Source organism: Micromonospora sp. NPDC049275 (assembly GCF_043197115.1).
Classification (GTDB): Bacteria; Actinomycetota; Actinomycetes; order Mycobacteriales; family Micromonosporaceae; genus Micromonospora.
Map to the genome: position 1 here is coordinate 298,677 of NZ_JBICSN010000003.1, position 22,309 is coordinate 320,985.

A 22,309-nucleotide genomic window follows, 5' to 3' on the forward strand; every position below is an offset into this window, starting at 1 on the left:
GCCGGTCGCCCGAAGGCGACCTCCCGCAGATCGGATTTTCAGCAGAGGGCTACGAGTCGGATCCTGGATGCGGCTGGCCCGTGTAGGGCCGGGGCTCAGGTGACCGGCAGCCCGTTCTCCAGGTACCTGGTGAACCCGTGGCCGCGTGCTTCCCGCGCCGCGGCGACGCGTCGGGCCAGCAGCGCCGGCAGGCGTTCATGGGCCGCCGGCTGGTCGCACCAGGACCAGCTGCGCAACTCGGTCGGTGGCAAGACGATCTGGTCCGTCTGCTCGGACGTGAGCGTGCCCGCGTCGAAGACGAACATGACCCCCTCGGTGCGGCCAGGCTGCGGTGGCACCCAGTCCATGACCAGCAGCCGGCCGGGCGTCAGGGTCAGCCCGAGTTCCTCATGGCACTCCCGGACCGCCGCCTGGTAGGGCGACTCGTCGGCCTCGACGCACCCACCGGGGATCTCCCACGAGGCCTTGTACGCCGGCTCGACGAGCAACACTCGACCGCGAGGATCGGTCAGGAGCAGCCCTGCGGCCATCCGCTTGCGAGGTAGATCGGCGGTGAAGTCAAGGCGTTCGGCGGGCATAAGTCGACCGTAGGACGCCAGCCGTCCGACACGCCCGCCGCGCCGTGCCACGACATTGTCGGCAGATTCCGCCGCCGCCGCCGACAAGACTGCGACATCGTCGGCCGCGCGTGACCCCTACCGGCGGCCGACGCAGCCGCTAGGCTGCCCGGCTGTCGACCAAACCCGTCCGACCCCCGACAGCCCTCAGTAACCGTCCCAGGAATTGTCGGAGGCGGCGGATACGGTCTGCCCGCACCGTGACCGCATCTCGGCACAGCCAGGGGGTGGCAAACCATGGCCGACGACGAGATCACGACGGCACGGCGCGCACTCGGCCGCCACCTCGCACAGCTGCGCAAGCAAGCCAACCTCACCCAGCAGGGCCTCGCCCGGCTTGTGCAGTACGGCCGCAGCTCCGTCGCCAACACCGAGACCGGCCGCCAACACCCCGAGCGCGAGTTCTGGGCACGCTGCGACACCGCCCTGCACACCGGCGGCACCCTCACCCAGGAATACGACCGCCTCACCAAGCGAGTCCAGCGGCACCAACCACAGCCACCGTCGGTCCCGTCGGCGAAGAACCCGCACCGGCCGAAGCCCATCGCCAGCACCGAATCCAACGGCAGCGGAGAAGGTGAATCGGCTCTCTGGGAAGACGAGAACAGCATCAACGCCCGACGGGCCGCGCTGAAGTCCTGCAACGACGAAGACGCCCGACTCAGCTACCTCGAAGACGAGGTCCGACAGGCGATTGCCGACAACGAACGCCTTCCGCCAGCAGTCCGCCTGGCGCGCCTGCGGCCGTTGCGTACCTGTGTGGATGAGCTCATGGCCGGGCAGCAGCATCCACCACAACGCGCCCGGCTCTACACCGTCGCCGTCCACCTGTCCGGGCTGCTCGGCGCCCTCGCCCTGGACCTGGGCGCGACCCGTGTCGCGCACGCCTACGCCGCCGAAGCCTTCGACCTCGCCGAAGCCGCTCAGCAACCAGAGGTACGGGCAACACTGATCGCCCTACGCCGAAAACATCCCGCCTTATCGATGGACGGCCGGGCCACGGCTTACGTGCGCGATGGTGCGTCGGGGGCCGGCGGTGCCGGGTAAGCACCGAGTCGGAGGAGGGCAGATAGACCCGTCCGTACGAAAGCTCGGAATTGTGGGAAGGTGGGCCATATGGGCTTCTTCGAGCGGCAGGTAGCGGCGTCGGAAGTCGAGCCAGAACCGATCAGAGAGCCTCGTCCCGCCTGGATGAAGCCCGAGGCGGTGATCCCCGGTGTGGTGGCCGAAAGCCACGTGCTGGTCCACACCGATCGCGTCGCGGTCGCGATCAGCGGTCTACTCGCCTACCCTGCGGGCTTCGAGTTCAGCGTGACCGCGGTGCTGCGTACGCCGGATCGTCGGGTTGACCTGATGCACCACCACCGGGTCGGGTACTGGGCCGGGCAGCCCGTGCCAGCTGATTTCCTCCGGGTGGGTGTGCAGTTCGCCGACGGGAGCACCGTCACCAACATGGATCGACGCTCACCCACGCCGCTGGATGCCGAGCCCCCTGGCCGGTTGCTGTTTCCGGGCAACGCTGAGTCGGACGCCCGGCGGCACGAGGCGCACTACTGGGTTTGGCCACTACCGCCGTCCGGGCCCGTCACCTTCGTCTGCGAGTGGCCGGCGTACGACATGCCCGAGTCGCGGCTGGAGGTCGACGGCCAGGTGATCCTCGACGCCGCCGCGCGGGCGGTACGGCTCTGGCCCGACACCGACGAGACGACCGACTAACCACGCTCGGACCCGCCCGCACCGCTCAGGCACCCGGAGGTTGCTGCGGTCTGGGCAAGGTCATGCCTCTGCTGTCACCTTCCGCCGGTGTCCGCAGGTCAACCGGCCCACCATCACCATGGCCGACGGGGAGACCCGGCGGATGGAGTGGCCGACGACCGGTGGTGACGGCGAAGGCCGCCGGGCTGGGTCCGCCGCCACGGCTTCCCCAGATTCCCTGGCTGAGCTGGTTGGCGCCGAACAGGCCGGCCGGTGTGGCGAGCAGCAGGGCCGCCCAGAGGCCGGCGTCGTCGGCCCGCAGCGCGTGGCCGAGCCAACGATCAGGACCAGCGGAAACATCAGCCCACCGGCCATCGCGAGCAGTTCGGGATGTTGAACGACGTGTGATCTTCAGTGGATGCGACATCGATCTTCAGTGCCTTTCCGGTGGAGATCACGTCAGTTCCTTGCGCCAGGGAGCCTTGGGGTCCGCGAGCGTGTCGAGCATGAGCTGGCACCAGGTGAACGCGGCGTTCACGGCGAGGTGAGCGTGGCGGGGGCCGAGGCCGACTGGAGCGGTGGCGGGACCGTGGCCGGTGCCGTAGCCGCGGTTGCGGAGTTCGGCCAGTCCGATGGCGATGCCTGAGACGGAGCCGAGGATCTTCTTGATCGCGTCGCTGCCGTCCGGGCCGGGTGCCTTGGAGGACGGGTGGAGGCCGAGGGCTTGCTGGGCGCTTCGGACGAGCGCAGGGAGGTCGTCCTTGTCGTCGACCGGCTGGCCGCGTTCCTTGAGTACGACTTTCGCCGTGCTCTCGATGAGTTCCTTGGCGCTGCCTACGGCGAGGGCAGGGTCGTCCAGGACGGCGTGCTGGATGCGGGTGAGTTGCTGGCGGATCGCCGACGCGTCGGTGATGTTCTGCAGGGAGGAAGGGGTGAAGCGTGGTCCGCCGGAAGCGATGTGGCCTGTTTGCTCATCGACGGTGTAGCCGTCACGGCGCAGGGAGTTGAGGAGCTTGCTCGTGTACTGCGGCTCGAAACCCTGGATGAGGCGCTCGAAGACTCGCAGCGCCCGGCTGACCTGGTTGATGTCGCCCCAGTCGATGGCTTCGAGGTACTCCTGCGTCGTGACACGTCGAACGCTGCTGTCTTCGTACGTGCTGTCGGGGTTCGGTGCGAAGAGTTCGTCCTGGAAGGCTGCGCCGATCGCGCCGACGGTGCTTCCGGTCATGAGGTCACGGAAGAGCCCGCGGGTGGTCCGGCTGACGAGGTCGCTCACGCGGCGCCACCCCTACTGTCCGCGAGCGCGTTGGCGTCGACGAGGCGCTCAGTCGGGTGAAGGCGCTCGCGGCCGATACCACCGTGGCCGGCGGTGGCCATTGAGGAGCGTTCGTGCCTGCGCCGTGCGAGGAGTGGACAGGTCATGCGGTCAGCTCCATGCGGGCCCGGCCGGCGGCACGTAGCTCGCGTAGGTCGGGAATGTGGTTGTAGAGGGTGCCGGGGCTGACGCCGAGCAGCCGGGCGATGGACGCGACGCTGGCGTCGGGGTTGGGTAGCAGGTCGCGGGCGGAGCGGATCAGCTCGGCGTTGATGACGGTGGGTCGGCCGCCGACGCGCCCTCGGGCGCGGGCGGCGGCGAGGCCTTCGCGGGTGCCGGAGACGATGAGTTCGCGGATGAACTCGGCGAGGGCGGCGAAGACGTGGAAGACGAGCCGGCCGCCGGGGGTGGTGGTGTCGAGGTTTTCGTAGAGCGAGGTGAAGCCGACGTCGCGGCCGCGCAGGTCGGTCACGGTGGCGATCAGGTCTTGCACGGACCGGCCGAGGCGGTCGAGGGCGGGGACGACGAGGGTGTCGCCGGGGGCCATGAACGCGAGGCAGGCGGTGAGCTCGGGCCGGTCGGCGTCCTTGCCGGACTGCGTCTCGGAGAAGATGCGGCGGCAGCCGGCGGCGCGCAGCGCGTCGAGTTGCCGTTCGAGTTTCTGCCCGCCGGTGGAGACCCGCGCGTAGCCGATGCGGATCTCGGTGGGATGCGCTGGCGCCGGGGCGAGCAGCTCGGTCGGGTCGAGAGCGTCTGACACCTGTTCATGGTGTCAGAAAAGGGTGCCTAGTGGGTTGTTGAACCCGCCGGTTTTTGACGGAGTTTTTGACGCCTCGGAGGGGTACCGCGAGGCGTCTGACCGTGGTCGTCAGAAAACGATGGTTTTTTGACGGTGCGCAGAGCGCAGGCCTACACCCCTAGCATCCACAGCAAAGAGCAAATAGAGCGTCTTTTGCATGCCGATGACAATAGACACCTGCGGTACTTGCCAAACCTGATGTTCGATGCTGTACTAGCGTCAACAGTTCGGCGGTGCAGATAGATCGGAGGCTAGGTGGGTATTCGGCTTAAGCTCGGTGGCTACGAGACTGTCCAAGGCGACCCGCTCGGGAGGGCGTTCATCGGCTACTTCCCGCGCATGACCGAAGACGAGGCATGGGAGGCAGGCCGGGGCGTCTGGAAGATGAACCGCGAGAAGGCCAGCCGTCAACGATTCGCTTTCATCGTCGGGGAAGGCGTCGTTCGCGCGGTCGCCGAGATCACCGGCTACCACGAGCACTCCACGGAGACCGGCGTACGCGGCGAGCTCATCGGCCAGCCCTTGCCCGCCGGCCACCCCGTGCGCGAGGCGTACCTCGGCCAACCCGACCCGGTCGCCAACGGCTCGCAGAACCCCGTGGGCTACTGCGACCTGCCCGAAGAACAGACCTACCTGATGCGCCCCTGCGCCTGCAGCTGCGGCGAGGACACCGACCGGGACTTCCTGCCCGGCCACGACGTCCGTGCGCTCCAGCAGCGTGTCCGCGACCACTTCGGCGGGTCCCCGCTCAAGCTCATCCAGTTCATCGACCAGAACGTCACCGCCGCGGCGGCCTGACCACCACGAAGCCCTCGTTCGCCTTCTTCAGTCAGGAGGCAAACGAGGGCTTCGTGCTTCCGCAAGGCCCACAGCCCCAGGACCAGGGGAGGCATCCCACATGCCGGAACCACGGAAAACCGTCAAGCGGATCTCCGGCGATCACGCGCATGTGTCGCTCCTCAGGCCTCAAACGGGTGCACTACGTACTTGACCAACGAGGGGGGTGGCTCGCCCAGTTGAGGGCGGCCAGTTCGCCGCCAGCGAGGAGATCGTAAGAAGACCTGAGTCTCTGCCAGCACCGCTACGTTCTCCGGCGTGGGCATCCCGGGACTGGTGCCTGTTGACCAGTAGGCGAACTCGGACTTGGCCCGCGGCGAGTCCGCTGGTCCCATACCTGGATCTGTTCCGGTCATGACCGCTGCGGCGTTCTTCCGTACGGCCCGAACGCGCGGGCACCGAGATCGGCCTCCGATTCATCGTCGGTCAGACGCCATGCCCGGTAGGCGATCGAGCCGCCGCGCGCAACCCCGAATGAGGACCACCGACGTTCGGCAGCCAGTTCGGTACCGTCATCGGCCTCACTCGCCCACCGTGCGACGATGGTTCTGTGAACCACCGCAGCGCCGGCTTGGTGATCTGGGACGTTGACGGGACTCTCATCCCCGCGGACTTGCGCTGGCTGACGCGCGCCATCGCTCGCGCGTACGGTCTCGCGCAGTCCGCGGTTAACTTTCCTGACAAGAAGGTGCATGGCTATACGGACGAGTCGATCGCCGTCGACACGGCGATCGCTTCGGGCGTCGACCCGTCAGATGCGGAGGCGGGCATACCCGCCTTCCGTCAGGCCATCGCCGCGGTCATGCAAGAGGGCCGGCAGGAGTTCGCTGAGGTCCAGCCGCCGTATCCAGGTGCTGCGGCGAGCATCGCGGAGTTGCACGACCGAGGCTTCATCCAGACCGTGCTGACCGGCAATCTGCGTTCGGCCGCCGAGGTGAAGCTGCACGTGGCGGGCTTGGATGAGTTTCTTGATCTCCGCATCGGCGGGTTCGGTTCAGACGAGCGCGATCGCTTTCAGCTTCCGGCAGTCGTCGCCCGACGCTACTCCGCGATCTACGGTGATCAGCTCGATCCTGCGCGCGTCATCGTCATCGGGGATGCGCCCAACGATATCGCCTGCGCGCGCCATGCCGACTTTCATGTCGCCGTTGTCGCTCACCGAATTGGACGGCAAGAGTTGACTGCCTACGAACCTGACCTGGTGCTCGACAGTCTTGAACCAATGATGGTGATGGCCGCCGTCAGTTCGCTGTTGAGCTCGGATGGGTCGTCGACTGCTTAGCCGCTCATCTGCTCTTCAAGTTCGAGCATAACCAGCGTCAGTTGTCGCCGATCCGCAACAGCGGCACGTCGTAGAGGCTCGCCTCGGGGATACGACGCATGACGGGCGCAGTGACCTCGATAATCAGCATCTCGGTCAGGAACTGGACCGTGGCGGCGAGCAGGTGACTGGTGTGGCCGGTCGCGCTGTGCTCCTTGAGTCCGACGCTGACGTGGATGTGCGGCGAGATCCGGTCGTGGGCCTCGTCGTAGGCGATGGTGCCGCCGCCGAGCGCTTCGACGTTGGTCAGGTGCACCCGGTCCCAGACCGGGGCTTGGGGGTCGTCCAGACGCTGGCAGGTGCCGACGATCTCGACCGTGCTGAACCCGGCGATGAAGACTGGGATGTAGCCGTGCCGGATGCCGTTGGTGCGGCAGGCGTCGGCGAGGGCGGTGAAGAAGTCCTCGCCATGATCGAAGGTGACGCCGATCATCCGTCCGGGCGTGAGGTCGTGGCTGCGCATACTGAGGCACTTCCGGTCGGGTTGGTCGGGGGAGTGGCTGTGGTGGGTCCAGCCGGGGACGCACGCCCGTCAGAGGTGAAGAATCCTGTCGTAGTCTTCGTCGTACCAGCCGTCGGTGTTGTGCTTCTGGATGGTCCCCGCGACGCGGGTCAGCATGAGCACGTCGCCGTTGAGGGTCAGGGCCGCGTCTTCAGCTCTGCCGGCGAGGATCGCGGCCACGGTCGCCAGCATGTGGGGCTTGCCCTTGTCGACCAGGGTGTCCTTGCGCATGTAGAAGCTGACGTCGACGTAGGTCTCCGGCTCCCACTGCCACAGAGCACCACCGTCGTCCTCGGCGCTGTAGTAGCCGTGCCGGCCGCCGGTGATGTCCACGACGTACCCGTGCTCGTCGTTCAGGTCGGCACTGAGCATCGTGCCGCCGGACGCCGTGGACGTCTCGACCGCTCCGGGAGCAGCAAGCTCCGCTACCTGTTTGAGTGGGATGTTGCCCGCCAGCGTCAGCCGGTACTCGACAGCCATTTGCACCCCTTCATCAGTCTCGCCGGATGATCTGAATGATCGCACCGTCGCGCGTTACCGCTGCCAGTTCCTTCAGCCCTGTGATGGGCCAGTCGTGGAACTGCTTTTGCAGGGCGGCGAGGTCGCCCCGCCAGTCGTGGAGGTTCAACATGACGCGTTGGGTCTGCTCCGTGTCGACCTTCCTGGACACCGCGCTCCAGACGGCGCGGGCCGGCACGGGAGCAGTGGGCGCGTAGCAGTCGAAGACATGCCCCTCGATGAGGAAGTCGGGTGCCTTTTCCGGCCTCCCAGAATCCCCGGTCTCGCGTCGCGCGTCCGCGACCTCCTGCCTCGTGGGGTTCTGGTGAACCCGGTACCCCTTGCCGGCGACCCTGTCGGCACACTCGTCCTCCAACTCCAGGGCACGGCGCTCCCGTGGCTTCTCGTTCGCGGAGATCCGGGTTCGGCGTCCGGTAGGCGACCCGCCGACGACGCCGGTGGGACGCCTGGTCCACGGGTTTGACGCGTCAGTCTCTGTGAAGACAGTTCCGCCCAGGGTGGGGGTCGTCGGGGATGGGCTGCCGGTGGTAGCAGGGGCGGGGCTGGCCGGTGGATGACCGCCAGCCCCCGTCAGTTTCCCGACGACCCCAACTGCCGGGCCTGCGCGATCGCCCCTTCGATGGCCTGCCGGGCCCCGCCGGTGCGCTGAACGACCAGCACTAGGACCTGCTTGATGGCCTCCAGAGCCTGCAACAGCGGCCCGGGCTGCCCACCCTGCAGGACCACGGCGACGAGCTGCTGCGCCTCACCGACTCCGGTGATGGCCGCGGCCGCCGCCTCACGAGCAGCGTCCACGGCGCTCAGCACAGGCGCCAGCCCGGCGATCGTCTCCTGCGGGGTGGCCTCGTTCGGCACCGCCGCGGTCGCCTTCGTCGCATCACCGATCGACCCGGCAAGACTTCCCAGGCCGCCCTGGATGCCCGTGATCGCGTTACGCACCCGAGCCACACCCGCCGCCACGGCGACGAAGCCCGCGCCCGCGGCCCGCAACGCCACCTCCTGCGCCTGACTGTCGGCGGCGGCTGCCAACCCCTGCGCGCGTTCGACCCCGGTCATCAACGCGCGGAGTTCACCGGTGATCTTCTCGATGTGCGACACGTGGCCGGCATCCCCAATCGATGACAGTAGAAGTGCTCGACAGCTGAAACTACCTGGCGTTCCTAGGGGCCTACCGCCCCGTGTCAGCCCGTCGCCGGTATCGGTCTCGACGAGGTCGAGGAGGCGGTGGGCCGCGTTGATCGCGGGCGCAGGACCTCGGCGGCGGCTTGGTCGACGCGTTCGTCGAGGATCTGCCGCAGCGTGACGATCTCGACGCCGGATGGAAAACCCAAGTGTCGAGTGATGGCGGCACGGCGCGGTCGATCACAGCGGGCCTTGCGCTGGCTTCATGTCCGCCAGTCCCGTCTGTTTGCGGACACTCCTGCTCCTACGTCGGCGCGGCCGTTCCTGGGACTCGGGAGGCGGAGAGACTCGAGGATCGCCGCGCAGTTGGATTCGGTCGACATGGAAATGTCAAGTCGCTGCGTTGGCAGGCCCGGCCAGTCGCCGAAGGTATGCATCTCTGTGGCCAATGCTTGCAAATACCCCAGGTATCCGGGCGTCACGGTCTGAGACGATGTGAGGCGCGGAAGGGCCGTCCGGAGCGCTTCCACGCCGTCCCCAAGTTCGATCGCCACGCACGGGTGGACGTCGGTGAGCGCTCGGACCGAGGTGGCCAGACGTTCCCGAAGTGGTTCGATTGCCGTGCGTCGTTCGTAAGCGTGGGCGCGGGCGGATGCGTAGACGGTCTTCGGTCCGCGATCAACCAGGTGCACGTGGTCTTGTGCGACGCTCAGGTCGCGGAGGTCGTCGAGGCGATCAATCATTGCCGTGATGAGCGCTTCTGCGACGTCCAGACCAGTGGTACTGCCGACCCAGGAGGCGAACTGTTCCGCTGCGGCGATCGTGGGGAGATAACGCCACAGTGGGCTGGAGACGACTGCTTCGGCGCCGCTGCGGTTCAGGGCGGCGGCAAGGTGTCCGATGAGAGTGGTCTTCCCGCTGCCGTCGATCCCGTCGACGAAAATGATCATAGGGATGCCGATTCTTCGAGCATGCTCCTCACGGCCACGAGCGCACCTGGCACCCGTACAGCGAGCCGATCGGCCTGTGCTGCGTCGTCTGCGCCTGCACGGCGGTAGGCGTCGTAGTCTTCAAGGAGCGATCTGAGTTCGGTGCCCGGCCAGTCGCGCAGCGCCTCGATCACCTCGGGAAGCCGCAGGCCGACCTCTGGCGCTCGATGCGCGACAAGCAGCCGACCGGCGCTCGACAGCACCGACAACACCCGGCGTGCGGTGTCCTCGCGCTCCGATTCTGTGTGGTGGCTGGCGGCCAGACGGGCGACGGCAAACTCGTGCAGTACGCCAACATCACCAGCGAGATCGGTCAGTTCTGAGGTGGCGGCCGGCGTAGGGGCGGTGGCACCTGCGATCACGGCGGTGTCGAGCCCTACACGACGCAGCACCTCCCGCATCTTCATGTCGTAGAGCGGACCGAGGCGACGGGCGTCGCCCCCGTGGCTGTCGGCGAGGTGCAGCGACGCTCGAGAACCGTGGCGTCGGGCCGCTTCACTGACGATCTCGTGGAGCGACGTGGCGGCGGACGAGGTGGGGGGCAGGTTCCAAGCGATGAAGTCGACGTCGCTCCAGCCCTCGATGAAGTCTCCTCGTGCGGCCGATCCGCACAGCCCCACCCCGGCATCCGGATGCCCGGCGATGACGGCCTCGGCCTCTGCCGCCACCTGGTTGACCAGGTAACTGAGCTTTCGGCTGAACGGCAGGGGATTAGCGGCACGCCAGGTGATGACGGCAAGGGCGCGATCCAGCACCTGCTGGAACTGGGGATGGCTGGCGGCCTGCCGGGCGGCGGGAGCCTCGAGCCAGCGGGCCTGGACGAAGCCTTCGTCCCGGGCCGGCGTTGTGGTGGTGGTGGACGTCGAGAAGAGGAACCAGTCGACGATCTTCGCCGCTGGCGTGCCGTCGTTGTCGGTGAACGTGTAAGCCTCCTGCCCGAGATACGCGCTGTAGTGCGTGTCGGTGAGGCCGGCTTCCTCGGCCACCTCCCTCTTGGCTGCGAGGAGTGGTGCCTCGCCTGGCTCCAGTCGGCCTTTCGGCGCGACGGTCTGTCGTTCACCGGTCTTTCGGACCTGATCGAGGAGCAGGACTTGTGGAGAGCTGAGGTCGTCGGTCGCGACGACGGCACCGGCGGAGGCGTATCGACGAGTCATGGCTGGATGCCTCCTGAGGATGTCTGCATGGTCTGGAACGCGTCCCGGAGACGAGCCCTGAAGTTGATGATGTTGGCAGTGTTGTCGATCCAGTGATCGGCAATCGCGCGCCAGGCCGGAAGCTGTTCGTGGACGCGTTTCCGCTCGTCTTTGCGTCGGATGATGCGTCGGGCCTCGTCGGCGGTCAGCCCTCGGGCCCGCGCGAGGCGTCTGACGCGGACGAGTTCTGGTGCGGTGATGAAGATGATCGAGCATGGTGCTGGCCACGTTCGCTTCACAGTCACAGCCAAAGCGGCATCGATGAAGCTCTCGACTGCCAAGGGGGCCTCGCCGCGGTCGGTTAGTGCGAGGAGTTTCGCGACGAACTCGTCGTACCCGAAGCCTTCCCGCGTCTCCACGCCCTCGTGGTAGGCCTGCCGGCCTGAGCTGAGTTGCACGAGGACTGTCCTGATCTTGACGCGGCGGGAGCCGAGGGCGGCCAGGTACTCGCCTGCGCTCGACTTTCCGGCCTCGCTGGTGCCGGCGAGGAGGAGCATCGGTGGTGCGGCCGGCTGCCGCATCACGAATCTCCTCTTGTCCGACGGATCACCGCGGCAACACTGGTGGGCAAATCGTCTGGCTTGCCGATGCCGACGCGGATGACCGGTACAGCGGCAAGTGCGTCGAGCGCCTTCTCCCCGAAGTTGAATGCGGGAAGACTGCGGTTGATGGTGACCTCGTCAGCCGATGAGAAGATCGAGACGTGGTCAAGAGTCGGGTCGCGTAGCTTCGCCTCGTGGTCGGTCACCGCCGCGCGCAGCAGATCCCGGGCTGCGGGAGTAGGCGTCTCGCGCAGTTCGCCCGCCGCGAGGCCCTGATCCGGAATGACGATGAGGCTCAGCGGCAGCGGGCGGTGTCCGGTCGTGGTGGGGGTGGGAAGATCCACCGCGTAGAGGAGCCGTTCGGCGGTGTGAGGTGCCAGCAGCGGCGCCATGTCGGCGCGTACGTGCCAGGGCAGGGTGGGCATCGGTACCACGCAGGGCTGACGGCAGGGGAATGCGGTGAAGGCGAACTCGTCGACCAGGAGGCTGCCTCCGTGAGCGGCGACGCCCAGCGCGAGTGATGTCTTGCCCTGCCCGCGTCCGCCGTCGAGCACCGCTATGGCCGACCGTCCGTCGTCTATGGTCACCGCACTCCCGTGCAGGAGCGTCAGCTCGCCGTCCCCCATGACGGCCAACGAGCGTGCCGCGGCCTGGAGCACTCCGATCTCCAACGTGGGTGGATCGCCAGCCAGCTCTGGGGCCAGTTCCAGGAGGACCTCACCTCTACTGACGTCGACGGTCAGCCGGGTTCGGTGCCCGTCACGTACCTGCATGACCTGCCCGGCAGGCATGGTCGGCAGTTCCGTGTCAGCGAGTCGGGCGACGAACCGCCGCAGGCAGCGTGGTGCCGACTCAGCGATCCGGATCTCCAGCGCGTGGTCGCCGACTCTCAACAAGCTCATGACCGCTCCCCGGGCTTGCGGAGGACGAGCCACATCGAGTACCGGCGGTGTCTGCCGCGTACCGGGGGCGCGGGGGCCGACAGGACACCCTCCTCCGATGTCACAGTCGCGTACTGCCGGATCCCGCATGTCGCCGCGAGGAGGTACAGCTCGTGGGCGGTGGTGAGGTGGGCGTAGCCGGGTGCCGCTCCGCTGGTCTTGTTGGCGAGGTAGATGATGTCGCGCGCTGGCAGGGGCCGCGAGCCGGTGCGGCGCTGCCCCCGCCATCGCGCGGCGCGGGCGGCCAGGTCCAGCAGATTGGCGATACGGACAAGCCCGAGCCGGCCGGCGTAGTACCAGTTGAACGTCTCCACCAGGACGGTGCCTCCCGGGGCGCACACCCGCCACATCTCGTGCAGGGTCTCCACACGTTCGGCCTCGGTTGCCAGCGCGTTGAAGGAGAATCGGAGGCACCACACCTGGTCGAAAGTGTCCGTTGGTAGTGGCAGGGCGTTCATGCTGCCGTGCACGAAGGTGCCGTTCGGGCACGCGGCCCGGGCAACGGCCAAGGCCGCCTCGTTGATGTCGACGCCGACGATGTCGCCGCCCAATGCGGTTATCGCTTGGGCGACGCGACCGGCACCGCATCCCACATCGAGGATTCGCGCCCCCACGCCGAGCCGGTGGTAGAGCGCCTCCTCGCAGGGGCGCAGCCTTGCGTTGTTGTAGAACGACGTCTCGCCCGCGTAGTGGACCTGGTTCAGGGCGCGGATCATGGCTGCGTAATCGATCTCGGTGATGCCGCCGTGGGTAGTCGTCATCGCAGTCCCAGTCCTCCGTGGACCTGCAGCGTGCTGCCGGTGGTGTACGACGCCTTCGGTGAGAGCAGGAACATGATCGTGTCCGCCACCTCTTCCGGTTCACCGCAGCGCCCGAGGAGGCAGCGGTGACCGGCGGCCTGGTCGGGGGTCATCTGGGTGACGATCGCAGTTGGCACGAGCATGTTGACGCGGACTTCGTGCTCCACTGGCACCTCCCAGGGTCGTGGAGAACCAGGGCGGATCTGACGAGTGGTCGCGCCCCGTTCTCCTCACACTCGCCCTCAAAGTTGCCGTCGTGAATGCCGAGCATGCGGACGAAGGCATTGTCCGCATGCGGCGCGCCTTCTGGGTCGACGGTCATGTAGCGCAGTCCCCGGCGATCCTGGTTGCGCCGCGCTGGACACTGGGTGACCCTATGTGCGCGATGTCCACGCTGCTCAATGCCATCGGCGACGCACAGCCCGAAAGGCGGTGTCATGGGCCAGACCCCGCGAGCGCTCCAGCCATCCCTGTCCGAGCGCCACTTCTTCGGCGCCGAACTGCGCCGACTGCGCGAGCGCGCCAACCTCTCGCAGGCGCGGCTCGGAACCATGATCCGCTTTAGTGCCGATCTCGTGCGTCGGGTGGAAACGGCCGACCGGTTTCCCTCCCGCGAGTTCGTCGAGGCCTGCGACAAGGCGCTGGTGACCGGCGGCTCCCTGATGCGCCTGCTACCGCTGCTCGGCAGTAACCGGACCAGCGACGGCAAGCCGAGCACCCCCTCACCGGCCGGCGGCGGCCTCAGCAGCGCGCTGTCCAATCGCCCGACAGGAACGTTGGGGCTGGTTGAGATGGTCGCTCGGGTTCCGTTCCAACCCGGTGTCCTGGACAGCGCCGCCCTTGACTGGCTGAACGCTGCGGCGGGACCCCGGCCGCCCGTGGCCGGACGACCCGGCTCGCCTGACCATGTTGACGAAGAGGATCTTCATTCGGCGGAGACCGCTCTGGCGATGTTCCGGCAGTTGGACCACACCCACGGCGCCGGACGAGTCCACGCGCAGGTGCAGCGGTACGTCGAGGGCGAGCTGAACCGGCTGTTGGCGAATACCCCCACCTCTGACGCTGTTGGTCGCCATCTCTACACGCTGGCGGCGGGATTCTTCGAGCTCTGCGGGTACCAGGCGGTTGACACTGGCGCCCACGGCCTCGCCCAGCGCCGTTACCTTCGCGCTCTGCGTCTGACGGAAGCTGCCGAGGACCGCCCGTACGGCAGCTACCTGCTCGCCGTGAACATCGGTCACCTCGCGCTGCACTGCGGGCACCCCGAGCCGGCACGCAGGATGGCGCTGACGGCGGTGAGAGGGAGCGAGACCCAGGCGACTCCCGCTGTGGCAGCCGCACTGCACGCGGTGGTGGCACGCACGCACGCCCGCCTCGGACGCGAACGCGATTGCCTGACCCACTTCGACATCGCGGAGAAGCAACTGGCCCGTAGCAAGCCCGAGGACGAGCCTCCGTGGATCCGGTACTTCGACGCGGCGTACCTCGCCGACGAGATCGCCCACTGCTTCCACGACCTGGGCCGACCGCAGCACACCCAGCAGCACCTGGGCGAGGCCCTCACCGCGCTGAGTCCCACCCATGTCCGGCGACTCGCCATCGACACCGCGCTCCTGGCCTCGTCGCTGGCCGCCGCCGGCCGCATCGACGAAGCCTGCGCCGCCGCACGCGAGGCAGTCGACTACGCCGCACGAACCACCTCACACCGCTGCCTGCAGCGCATCGTCGAGGTACAGGTCGACCTCGAGCCCTATCGGTGTGAGCCCGAGGTCCGCGAGTTCGGCGAGTACGTGCGTCACCGACTACCGCTGGCGGCTGTGTAACCCCTGTCGATCGTTGGCTGCATCCGCCATCACCGAGCGGTAGTGAGCCAACTCCGCCTCCAGCGCCGCGCCCGCTCGACGGGACGACGCCACATAGTGGCCGACATCAGCAAGAAGCAGCACCTCGGGCGCCATGCCGCGAGAGGTTAGCTCCTCGGCGAGTTCGCGCACATCTTCGACCACGGCCACCTCGTCGGCGGTGCCGTGAATGAGCAGCACTGGCCGTTGGACATCGGCGGCTCGGACCCGACCGGCGCCACCTCGTAGCCGCACCGCGTGCGCGCGCTGGAACCGGGGCACCGTCTTCGCCCACCGCTCGGGATCCACGATCGCCGACACGGCGGTGGCGGCGGTGAACGGGCCGTCCTGGGCCACCGCGTGCAACGCCGTGTATCCGCCGGCGCTGGCACCACGGATGAACACCTGCCCTGGCACCGCCTGCCCCGCCGACAACAGGTGCACCGCCACCGCCGCGCAGTCATCGACATCGTCCAGACCCCACCGGCCGTACAGCGATTCCCGGAACACCCGGCCGTACCCGGTGCTACCCAGATAGTCGACATCCACGACGGCGAACCCGCGACTGGTGAAGAACTGCGCCTGCCAGTCCAGGCGCAGCAGGCAGGAGGCGGTAGGCCCAGGATGGGCCCGCACGATCACCGGTGCCCGCCAGTCCGCAGCCGCGCTCGTCGGCGGATACACCAGGGCAAGCACCTCCCGACCATTGGCCACTGGAACGCGAAGCTCGGTCGGCGCCGATACTCGCGCCCCGTCGAGTCCGGCGTGCTCCGACCTGGCAAGCACCTCCACCTGGGGATCGGCGTCAGCCAGGTCGATCAGCGCGACCTGCGGGGCCGCGGTCGGCGATGATCCGATCAACGCCACCGTCGTCCCTTGCACGGCCAGGTACGGCTTGATCGACGTGTACGGGAGGCCGATCGGGCGGATAGTGCCGTCGGGCTCGATGATGACGAGGCGGTGTCGCGGCCCCTCCTGCACCGCCACGACGATCCGACCGTCGTCGAGGAAGCCGTAAGACGCGTAACCTAGCTCCCATGGCTCCGCGGCGCACTCGCCCGCGATCGGCGCCACCGCCTCCACCTTGAGCCCGTTCCACCGGTAGAGGTTCCACCAGCCATTGCGGTCCGACACGAAGTACAACGCCCCGTCGGGTCCCCACCGCGGCTCCACCGCAGACTCATCAGGGCCCCCGGCGAGCCTCACTGGGTCCTCGACCCCACCGTGCGGTGAGTAGGCGGCGGCCCACACCTCACACGCGTCCCAGGGCATGTCGTGCTCGCTCCACGCGGTCCAGGCCAACGAACCCGGACCCGGCCGAGGCGCGCCGAGAAACCCCCGGGTCGGGACGAGAGTTCGCATCTGCGGATCACCGGTGAGCGACACCGCGATGAGTTGGTCACCCTGCTCCGACTCCCGCACAGCCAGCAACTCACCGTCGCCGATCGTCAGGTCACCGAGGGATCCATGGCTGACCAATTCGAGTTCGTCGCCGTGACGGCGGCTCCGGTAGAGGCCATCTCGGCCGACGCACCACAACGTCTCCTCGGCGACAGCGAACGATCCGCCTCCGTACGCGTGAACGCCGCTGGCGACATCGAAGCCCTTCGGACTGATGTCACGTTTGCCCTCGCCGGGCCGCCACCGTGTCACTGTCGTGCCCCCGCCGGCGTCGGGGCGAGTCTCCAGCCAGTACAGGCCGTCATCACCGGTACGCAGCTGGTCATAACTCACTGAGGCGCGGACGGCGTCGTCCACCGACACTTCAGCGATCCTGTCGCCCAGCCTCACAGGTCCTCCTCGGACAACTTCCACGCGGGCCGGACGACGGCGGGCTCGTCAACCGCGTCCGCCCGAGCGCTCTCCCAGGGGCAATGTCGATGCGAACGAAAGCCTCGTCCAGCATCATTCCTGATCCTGCCTAGGGTCTCGGCAGGAGGCCGTAGTGGTCGGCGAATGAGCGAACAAGGTCTTCGAGTACGGCTTTGCCCTTGGCCGCGGTGGCGTGGGACGGCAGACCAATGACGCCGCTGGTGGTGTAGCCACTCATGCCCCGCGTGAGGAGGTGACGTCGGTCGTCCGCTAGGTGGTCGGCATGCTGGAAGCCATCACGTACCACTTCCGGCGCAACGTGCAGAAGCAGCGAAACTTCGAGCTCGCCAGCGTGCATGTCCTGGTGGGCTGTGCTGTGCAGGCCGGCGGCAACGCGAGCGTCGTCCCAGTCGGCCCGAGCGGGGAACAGAGTCATCCTCGGTCCGGCGACGTTGGCTTCCTGAACGATGTTGGCAAGGGCGTAGTTCCCGCCGTGTCCGTTGATCACGGCGAGTCGATCGACGCCCGATTCACGTAGGGAGTCAGCGATGTCACCGACCACGGCGGCGAGGGTGGTGGCGCTGATACTGACCGTTCCACGCCACGCGGCGTGCTCGTGGGAGCAGGAGATCGTGACGGGCGGCAGCAGAAAGAGGCCGTAGCGTTCGGCGACTGCCTTCGCGATCGCACAGGCCACGATGGTGTCCGTCAGCAGCGGGAGATGGGCGCCGTGCTGTTCGAAACTCCCGACTGGGAGGACCGCGACGGACGCTGCTCGTTCGGACTCGTCGGTGCTCGTTGCCGTGGTGATGAGATCCACGGGCTAATGGTTGCACGCTTCGAGGGTTGCCTGCCGATAGGCGAGCACGAAGGCCGCCACCTCGGGAATGGCTGTCTGCTGGCGCAGGGCCACCGCCGTCGGGTTCAACCAGCGCAGAGCCCGCGCGGAGGAGGTACCAGTGGCCAAGGTCAGGGCGTTGGCGGCCTCCGTCGCCGCGCGCTCGACGTCGCCACTGTTGAGGTAGGCGGTGGACAGGGCCGATCGCCAAAGGGCCTCGTCGACGCGCCACTGAGCTGGCCAGTGGCGCAGGAGTTGCTCGTAGAGATCGGCAGCAGCCGCCGGTTGGCCGAGGAGCAGACGGCATTGCGCTTCGTGGGCAGCCACGTACACCGCGTCGCAGTGGACGCCGACATCGATCGGCAGTTCCGAGCCCCATTCGGCGCTGCCGGCGACCCTGTGCGCCTTGTCGATGCTGGCTGCACAGGCGTTCTGGTCACCTCCCATCGCGTAGGCCTGGGCCTGGCGGATCAGCAGTAGAGCGCGGATACGGCCTGGTAGCCGGACCTCCTCCAGCGCCCGCTGCGCCAAGGCAATGGCATTACGTGGATCGAAGCGTTCGAGGGCGCGTTGGCTCTGCCTCATCAGGACGTAGCTGGCGAGCGCCGGCGCGTTGGCTTCGACGGCCTGCTGCTGGGCGCGTCGCAGCCAGGCGTCAGCCTCGGCGGCGTCGCCCTGCTCGTCGATCCAGCTGAGAAACTCCGCCCACAGTGCCTGCGCGATGAGTATCTCTCGGCGATCGCCTGAACGGCTCCGCCGCCCGACCGCGGCCGCGATGCTGATCTGCGCATGGGCGGTGGACGCCATCCCGGCGTATCCGGTGCGGTTTCCGGCAATGGCCAGACCGGCGAGCTGCTCGTGCCACGAGCGGAGCAGGTAGGGCCTGTCGGGATGATCGATGGAGGCCCGGAGTTGGCCCTCCGCACCGTCGACCAAGCGGTAGCCGACGCTGGTGAGGCGACGCCCACTCTCGAGGTCTGACAGAAAGCGGACCAGCTCACCACCCGTCTGCAGTGCGCCCTCACATGACTCGACGAAGCGGGCGGACGGCCAGCGTTCGGCCTTCTCCACCTTGCCGACGAGATCCCCACTGACGTGCACCAGCCTGCCTAGAGCGCGCTGGGACAGCCCGCGGCACTCGCGCCACTGCCGAAGCGCGGCCCCGAATCCATGCAGCGCCGATCGGTGCGGGGTCAGCCGTCGTGGAGTTTGCGCCACCGGTACTCCTGAGTGCTGTCTGTCCGTCACTGCCGCAGCCGGAAGGGTCTGACCGTACGTGGTCGAACGCTACGCGGACAGTTGCATGCGGACAACACCGTGTGTCCGCATCAGCGCTATCGACTCATCTGTCTCGGTGAGCAAATCTCGTTGCTGAGATACCTGTCCGCTTGCTGGTCGAAATCATTAGCAGCGGTTCAGGTCCGACGAAGCAGTTGCCTTCGCTGACGAGTCAGTTGCGAGTCGCGAGATTGGACAGGACGCAGACATTTGAGGAGTGTGATGAGTTTTCAGAATGACCTCTCCCGATATGGATATCGACAGGAACTGAGCCGCCAACTCCGGTTCCGGGACTTGGTCGCGTATGGGTTGGTGTACATGGTGCCGATCGCGCCGATGGCGATCTTCGGCAGCGTGTACGCCGGCTCCGGCGGGATGGTGGCCCTGGCGTACGCGGTCGGTGTGGTGGCGTTGGTGTTCACCGCGTTCTCCTACGCGCAGATGGTGAAGGCGTTCCCGATGTCGGGCAGCGTCTACAACTACGCCGGCCGGGGTATCAGCGCGCCGGTCGGGTTCCTGGCCGGCTGGGTGATCCTGCTCGACTACGTCCTCGTGCCGGGTCTGCTGTACCTGGTGGCGTCGGTGGCGATGCACGCCACCGTCCCGGCGGTGCCGGTCTGGTTGTGGCTGCTCGGGTTCGTCGCGGTCAACACGGTCGTCAACTCTGTCGGGATGCGGATGACCGCGATGGTGACCCGGGTGATGCTGGTCGGTGAGTTGGTCGTCCTGGCGGTCTTCCTCGCTGTCGCCGGTTGGGCTCTTGCCTCGGGTAGGGGCAGGTTCAGTTGGGACGCGTTCTACAACTCTGACACGTTCACCTGGTCGCTTGTCGCCGGTGCGGTGTCGATCGCGGTGCTGTCCTTCCTCGGCTTCGACGGCATCTCCATGCTGGCCGAGGAGACCAAGGGCGGTTCCCGGCAGATCGGCCGGGCCATGGCCGCCGTCCTCATCCTGGCCGGCGTGCTGTTCATCGCCCAGACCTGGCTGGCCGCGATGCTCGTCCCCGAGCCGGCCTCGCTGCTCAGCGACGGGGATCCGAACGGCACCGCCTTCTACGACGCCGCGCAGGTGGCTGGCGGAGGGTGGCTGGCGACCCTGTGCGCGGTAGCAACCGCGATCGCGTGGGGCCTGCCGAACTCGATGGTCGCCCAGGTCGCCACGTCCCGGCTGTTGTACGCGATGGCGCGGGACCGGCAACTGCCCGCCTTCTTGGCGAAGGTGTCGATCCGCCGGAACGTGCCGATCAACGCGACCCTGCTCACCGGCGCCGTGTCTCTGGTGCTCGGCCTGTACATGGCCACCCGCGCGGACGGGATCACGCTGCTGTCGTCGCTGATCAACTTCGGGGCGATGGTCGCGTTCCTGATCCTGCACGTCTCCGTGGTCGTGCACCACCTCATCCGCCAGCGCAGCGGGAACTGGTGGGCGCACCTGGTCATGCCCGGGATCGGGTTCGCGATCCTCGCCTACGTGGTGGTCAACGCGAACATCGCCGCGCAGCGCCTCGGTCTGGCGTGGCTCGCCCTCGGCGTGGTCGTGCTCGCTGGCCTGTACCTGGCTGGCCGCCGGCCCGCGCTGTCGGGTTTGGCGCCCGCCCAGCCGCAGGCCCGCCACGTGGAACGGGTGTGACCGCCATGGACACGATCACGTACCGTCCCGCCCGCGACGAACTCGCCTACACCTTCGGCGGCCGGATGCCGGTGGCCCACGTCCGCTCCGGCGACATCCTGCAGGTGTACACCGAGGATTGCTTTGGCGGCCTCGTCCGCGGGCCGGCGGACCTGCCGTCGCAGGTGTGCCGGATGCCGTACCTGAACCCGGTGTCCGGGCCGTTCTTCGTCGAGGACGCCGAACCCGGCGACACCCTCGCCGTCCACCTCGCCGCCATCACCCCCGCCCGCGACTGGGGCGTCTCCTCGACGTTCCCGCACTTCGGGGCGCTGACCGGTACGTCCCACACCGCCACCCTGCAGCCGCCGCTGCAGGAGCGGGTGTGGGTGTACGACATCGACCGGCAGGCCGGCACGGTCCGCTTCCACGCGACGGCCAGCGACCACTCCATCGACCTGCCGCTTGACCCGATGATCGGCACTATCGGGGTGGCGCCCGGCGGGTTCGAGGCCCGCTCCACGATCGTCCCCGACATCCACGGTGGGAACCTGGATACCGCTGAGCTGCGCGCCGGATCGACCCTGTACCTGGGTGTGAACGTGCACGGGGCGATGCTCGCCCTCGGCGACGGACACGCCCGCCAGGGCGAGGGGGAGGCCTGCGGGGTCGGGGTGGAAATTGCCACGACCACCACCCTGGTTATCGAGGTCATCAAGGGCGTACCGGCGGTGTGGCCCCGCTTGGAGACCGATCGGGAGATCATGTCGATCGGTTGCGCCCGGCCATTGGAGGACGCCTACCGGATCGCTCACCGCGACCTCGTCGCCTGGACGAGTCAGCTCACCGAGCTGGACGAAATCGATGCCTACCAGTTGGTGTCGCAGGCAGGCCGGGCACCGATTGGGAACGTCTGCGATCCCAACTACACGGTCCTCGCCGCGGTGGACAAGGGGCTGCTCCCGCAGCCGCAGTCCGTCCACGACGGCGTGCACGCCCGGCTGCGGCAACGGGCCGCCGGGCTGCGGTAGGAGCCCCGCCGATGACCGCGTCGATCCCGCGCCTGCCGCTGCGCGATGACCTGTTCCTGCTCGGGCACGACGACGACAGCGGCCAGCTGCATATCCACCGTCAGGCCCTTGCCCTCGGCCTCGCCGGCGCGGTCCTGATCGACCTGTTCCTCGCCGGTCGCGTCGCGTTCGACCCCGGAGAGGGCGACGGCCAGCCGGGCGCAGAGCGGCGGTTGTGGCTGCGCCTGCACGAGCCGGTCGGCGACTTGATCGCCGACAGCGCGCTCTCCTCGATCCGATACGCGCGCCCGGCCCCATCCCTGCGCGGCTGGGTGCGAGGGTTCGCCGACGGCCTGTACGAGCGCACCCGCGCTGGCCTGGTCACCGGTGGGATCCTGCGCCACCAGCAGCGCCGCCGCTTCGGTGGGCTCGCCCGCACCGACCGCTACCTGCTCCTGGACGTCAAGTGGCCGGTCGTCGCTCGCGCCCGGCTGCACTACATCGCCACCGGCCGCAACCAGCCTGACAACCACACCGCCGCTCTCGCCGGGCTGGTCACGACCCTCGGGCTGCTCAACCATCTCTACCTCGCCGACGACACCACCGTGCTCGCCGCACAGCTACGCACCATCGCCGAACAGCACCACCAGCCGGTACGCGACATCACCGCGACGGTCGACGCCGCAGTGGGGGATCTCGCCACCGCCGCATACCGCTGACCCCGGACACC

Annotated in this window: 24 protein-coding genes; 8 read left to right on the top strand and 16 right to left on the bottom strand. The window is 67.9% G+C overall.

What is annotated here, in order from left to right; genetic code table 11:
• Window positions 1–95 precede the first annotated feature (95 nt).
• Window positions 96–578, bottom strand: coding sequence for an NUDIX domain-containing protein (locus tag ACGFIE_RS11875; RefSeq protein WP_393293704.1), 483 nt, complete (start codon window positions 576–578; stop codon window positions 96–98).
• Window positions 579–854: 276 nt separating this feature from the next.
• On the opposite strand from ACGFIE_RS11875, the gene ACGFIE_RS11880 reads away from it, so the two are divergent.
• A complete protein-coding gene (locus ACGFIE_RS11880) occupies window positions 855–1,664 on the top strand; it encodes a helix-turn-helix domain-containing protein (RefSeq protein WP_393293707.1) in 810 nt (269 codons plus the stop codon).
• Between the two features lie 69 nt (window positions 1,665–1,733).
• On the top strand, window positions 1,734–2,333 hold the full coding sequence (locus tag ACGFIE_RS11885) for a hypothetical protein (protein ID WP_393293710.1): 600 nt from the start codon (window positions 1,734–1,736) through the stop codon (window positions 2,331–2,333).
• Window positions 2,334–2,766: 433 nt separating this feature from the next.
• Here ACGFIE_RS11885 and ACGFIE_RS11890 read toward each other — a convergent pair whose 3' ends face one another.
• Together ACGFIE_RS11890 and ACGFIE_RS11895 are read right to left on the bottom strand one after the other, a co-directional pair.
• Window positions 2,767–3,588, bottom strand: coding sequence for an abortive infection family protein (locus ACGFIE_RS11890; protein WP_393293712.1), 822 nt, complete (start codon window positions 3,586–3,588; stop codon window positions 2,767–2,769).
• 142 nt (window positions 3,589–3,730) lie between these two features.
• Complete coding sequence (locus ACGFIE_RS11895; protein WP_393293715.1) at window positions 3,731–4,387, bottom strand: recombinase family protein; 657 nt, start codon at window positions 4,385–4,387, stop codon at window positions 3,731–3,733.
• 294 nt (window positions 4,388–4,681) lie between these two features.
• On the opposite strand from ACGFIE_RS11895, the gene ACGFIE_RS11900 reads away from it, so the two are divergent.
• Both ACGFIE_RS11900 and ACGFIE_RS11905 read left to right on the top strand, forming a co-directional pair.
• Complete coding sequence (locus ACGFIE_RS11900) at window positions 4,682–5,224, top strand: hypothetical protein (RefSeq protein WP_357129743.1); 543 nt, start codon at window positions 4,682–4,684, stop codon at window positions 5,222–5,224.
• Window positions 5,225–5,813: 589 nt separating this feature from the next.
• A complete protein-coding gene (locus ACGFIE_RS11905; protein WP_357129746.1) occupies window positions 5,814–6,545 on the top strand; it encodes a haloacid dehalogenase-like hydrolase in 732 nt (243 codons plus the stop codon).
• Between the two features lie 37 nt (window positions 6,546–6,582).
• On the opposite strand, the gene ACGFIE_RS11910 is transcribed toward ACGFIE_RS11905, so the two are convergent.
• From ACGFIE_RS11910 to ACGFIE_RS11955, 10 genes are all read right to left on the bottom strand, one after another.
• Entirely contained in the window at window positions 6,583–7,047 is a 465-nt protein-coding gene (locus ACGFIE_RS11910; RefSeq protein ID WP_357129749.1) for a PCC domain-containing protein, read from the bottom strand.
• Window positions 7,048–7,116: 69 nt separating this feature from the next.
• Complete coding sequence (locus ACGFIE_RS11915) at window positions 7,117–7,566, bottom strand: SitI3 family protein (RefSeq protein ID WP_357129752.1); 450 nt, start codon at window positions 7,564–7,566, stop codon at window positions 7,117–7,119.
• A gap of 13 nt (window positions 7,567–7,579) precedes the next feature.
• On the bottom strand, window positions 7,580–7,966 hold the full coding sequence (locus ACGFIE_RS11920) for a hypothetical protein (protein WP_357129860.1): 387 nt from the start codon (window positions 7,964–7,966) through the stop codon (window positions 7,580–7,582).
• A 209-nt stretch (window positions 7,967–8,175) separates the two neighbouring features.
• Window positions 8,176–8,703, bottom strand: a complete 528-nt coding sequence (locus ACGFIE_RS11925; RefSeq protein ID WP_357129754.1) for a DUF6244 family protein — start codon at window positions 8,701–8,703, stop codon at window positions 8,176–8,178.
• Window positions 8,704–8,990: 287 nt separating this feature from the next.
• Entirely contained in the window at window positions 8,991–9,677 is a 687-nt protein-coding gene (locus tag ACGFIE_RS11930) for a hypothetical protein (RefSeq protein WP_393293719.1), read from the bottom strand.
• Entirely contained in the window at window positions 9,674–10,870 is a 1,197-nt protein-coding gene (locus ACGFIE_RS11935) for an NUDIX domain-containing protein (protein ID WP_357129760.1), read from the bottom strand. The genes ACGFIE_RS11930 and ACGFIE_RS11935 overlap by 4 nt, the downstream gene beginning before the upstream one ends.
• On the bottom strand, window positions 10,867–11,430 hold the full coding sequence (locus ACGFIE_RS11940) for a hypothetical protein (RefSeq protein WP_393293722.1): 564 nt from the start codon (window positions 11,428–11,430) through the stop codon (window positions 10,867–10,869). The genes ACGFIE_RS11935 and ACGFIE_RS11940 overlap by 4 nt, the downstream gene beginning before the upstream one ends.
• Window positions 11,430–12,353 carry a hypothetical protein gene (locus tag ACGFIE_RS11945; protein WP_393293724.1) on the bottom strand — a complete coding sequence of 308 codons (924 nt, stop codon included), beginning with the start codon at window positions 12,351–12,353 and terminating at the stop codon, window positions 11,430–11,432. Before ACGFIE_RS11945 ends, ACGFIE_RS11940 begins: the two co-directional genes overlap by 1 nt.
• Window positions 12,350–13,153, bottom strand: coding sequence for a class I SAM-dependent methyltransferase (locus tag ACGFIE_RS11950; protein WP_357129768.1), 804 nt, complete (start codon window positions 13,151–13,153; stop codon window positions 12,350–12,352). The genes ACGFIE_RS11945 and ACGFIE_RS11950 overlap by 4 nt, the downstream gene beginning before the upstream one ends.
• A complete protein-coding gene (locus ACGFIE_RS11955) occupies window positions 13,150–13,359 on the bottom strand; it encodes an SDR family oxidoreductase (protein WP_393293727.1) in 210 nt (69 codons plus the stop codon). The genes ACGFIE_RS11950 and ACGFIE_RS11955 overlap by 4 nt, the downstream gene beginning before the upstream one ends.
• A 270-nt stretch (window positions 13,360–13,629) precedes the next feature.
• Here ACGFIE_RS11955 and ACGFIE_RS11960 point away from each other — a divergent pair, with 270 nt between their 5' ends.
• Window positions 13,630–15,015, top strand: coding sequence for a helix-turn-helix domain-containing protein (locus ACGFIE_RS11960; RefSeq protein WP_393216971.1), 1,386 nt, complete (start codon window positions 13,630–13,632; stop codon window positions 15,013–15,015).
• Here ACGFIE_RS11960 and ACGFIE_RS11965 read toward each other — a convergent pair.
• From ACGFIE_RS11965 to ACGFIE_RS11975, 3 genes are all read right to left on the bottom strand, one after another.
• Window positions 14,995–16,797 carry a prolyl oligopeptidase family serine peptidase gene (locus tag ACGFIE_RS11965; protein WP_393293730.1) on the bottom strand — a complete coding sequence of 601 codons (1,803 nt, stop codon included), beginning with the start codon at window positions 16,795–16,797 and terminating at the stop codon, window positions 14,995–14,997. The two genes, ACGFIE_RS11960 and ACGFIE_RS11965, sit on opposite strands and share 21 nt — an antisense overlap.
• A 157-nt stretch (window positions 16,798–16,954) precedes the next feature.
• Complete coding sequence (locus tag ACGFIE_RS11970) at window positions 16,955–17,665, bottom strand: creatininase family protein (protein WP_357129778.1); 711 nt, start codon at window positions 17,663–17,665, stop codon at window positions 16,955–16,957.
• Between the two features lie 3 nt (window positions 17,666–17,668).
• The gene (locus ACGFIE_RS11975; RefSeq protein WP_393293734.1) at window positions 17,669–18,901 is read right to left on the bottom strand and encodes a helix-turn-helix domain-containing protein; all 1,233 of its coding nucleotides are present in this window, start codon (window positions 18,899–18,901) and stop codon (window positions 17,669–17,671) included.
• A gap of 282 nt (window positions 18,902–19,183) precedes the next feature.
• Here ACGFIE_RS11975 and ACGFIE_RS11980 point away from each other — a divergent pair, with 282 nt between their 5' ends.
• The 3 genes from ACGFIE_RS11980 to ACGFIE_RS11990 are packed head-to-tail and all read left to right on the top strand — an operon-like array spanning window position 19,184 to window position 22,298.
• A complete protein-coding gene (locus ACGFIE_RS11980) occupies window positions 19,184–20,590 on the top strand; it encodes an APC family permease (protein WP_393293737.1) in 1,407 nt (468 codons plus the stop codon).
• Window positions 20,587–21,600, top strand: a complete 1,014-nt coding sequence (locus tag ACGFIE_RS11985) for an acetamidase/formamidase family protein (protein WP_393216975.1) — start codon at window positions 20,587–20,589, stop codon at window positions 21,598–21,600. Before ACGFIE_RS11980 ends, ACGFIE_RS11985 begins: the two co-directional genes overlap by 4 nt.
• Before the next feature lie 11 nt (window positions 21,601–21,611).
• The gene (locus ACGFIE_RS11990; protein WP_393293740.1) at window positions 21,612–22,298 is read left to right on the top strand and encodes a GPP34 family phosphoprotein; all 687 of its coding nucleotides are present in this window, start codon (window positions 21,612–21,614) and stop codon (window positions 22,296–22,298) included.
• The last annotated feature ends 11 nt before the right edge of the window (window positions 22,299–22,309 follow it).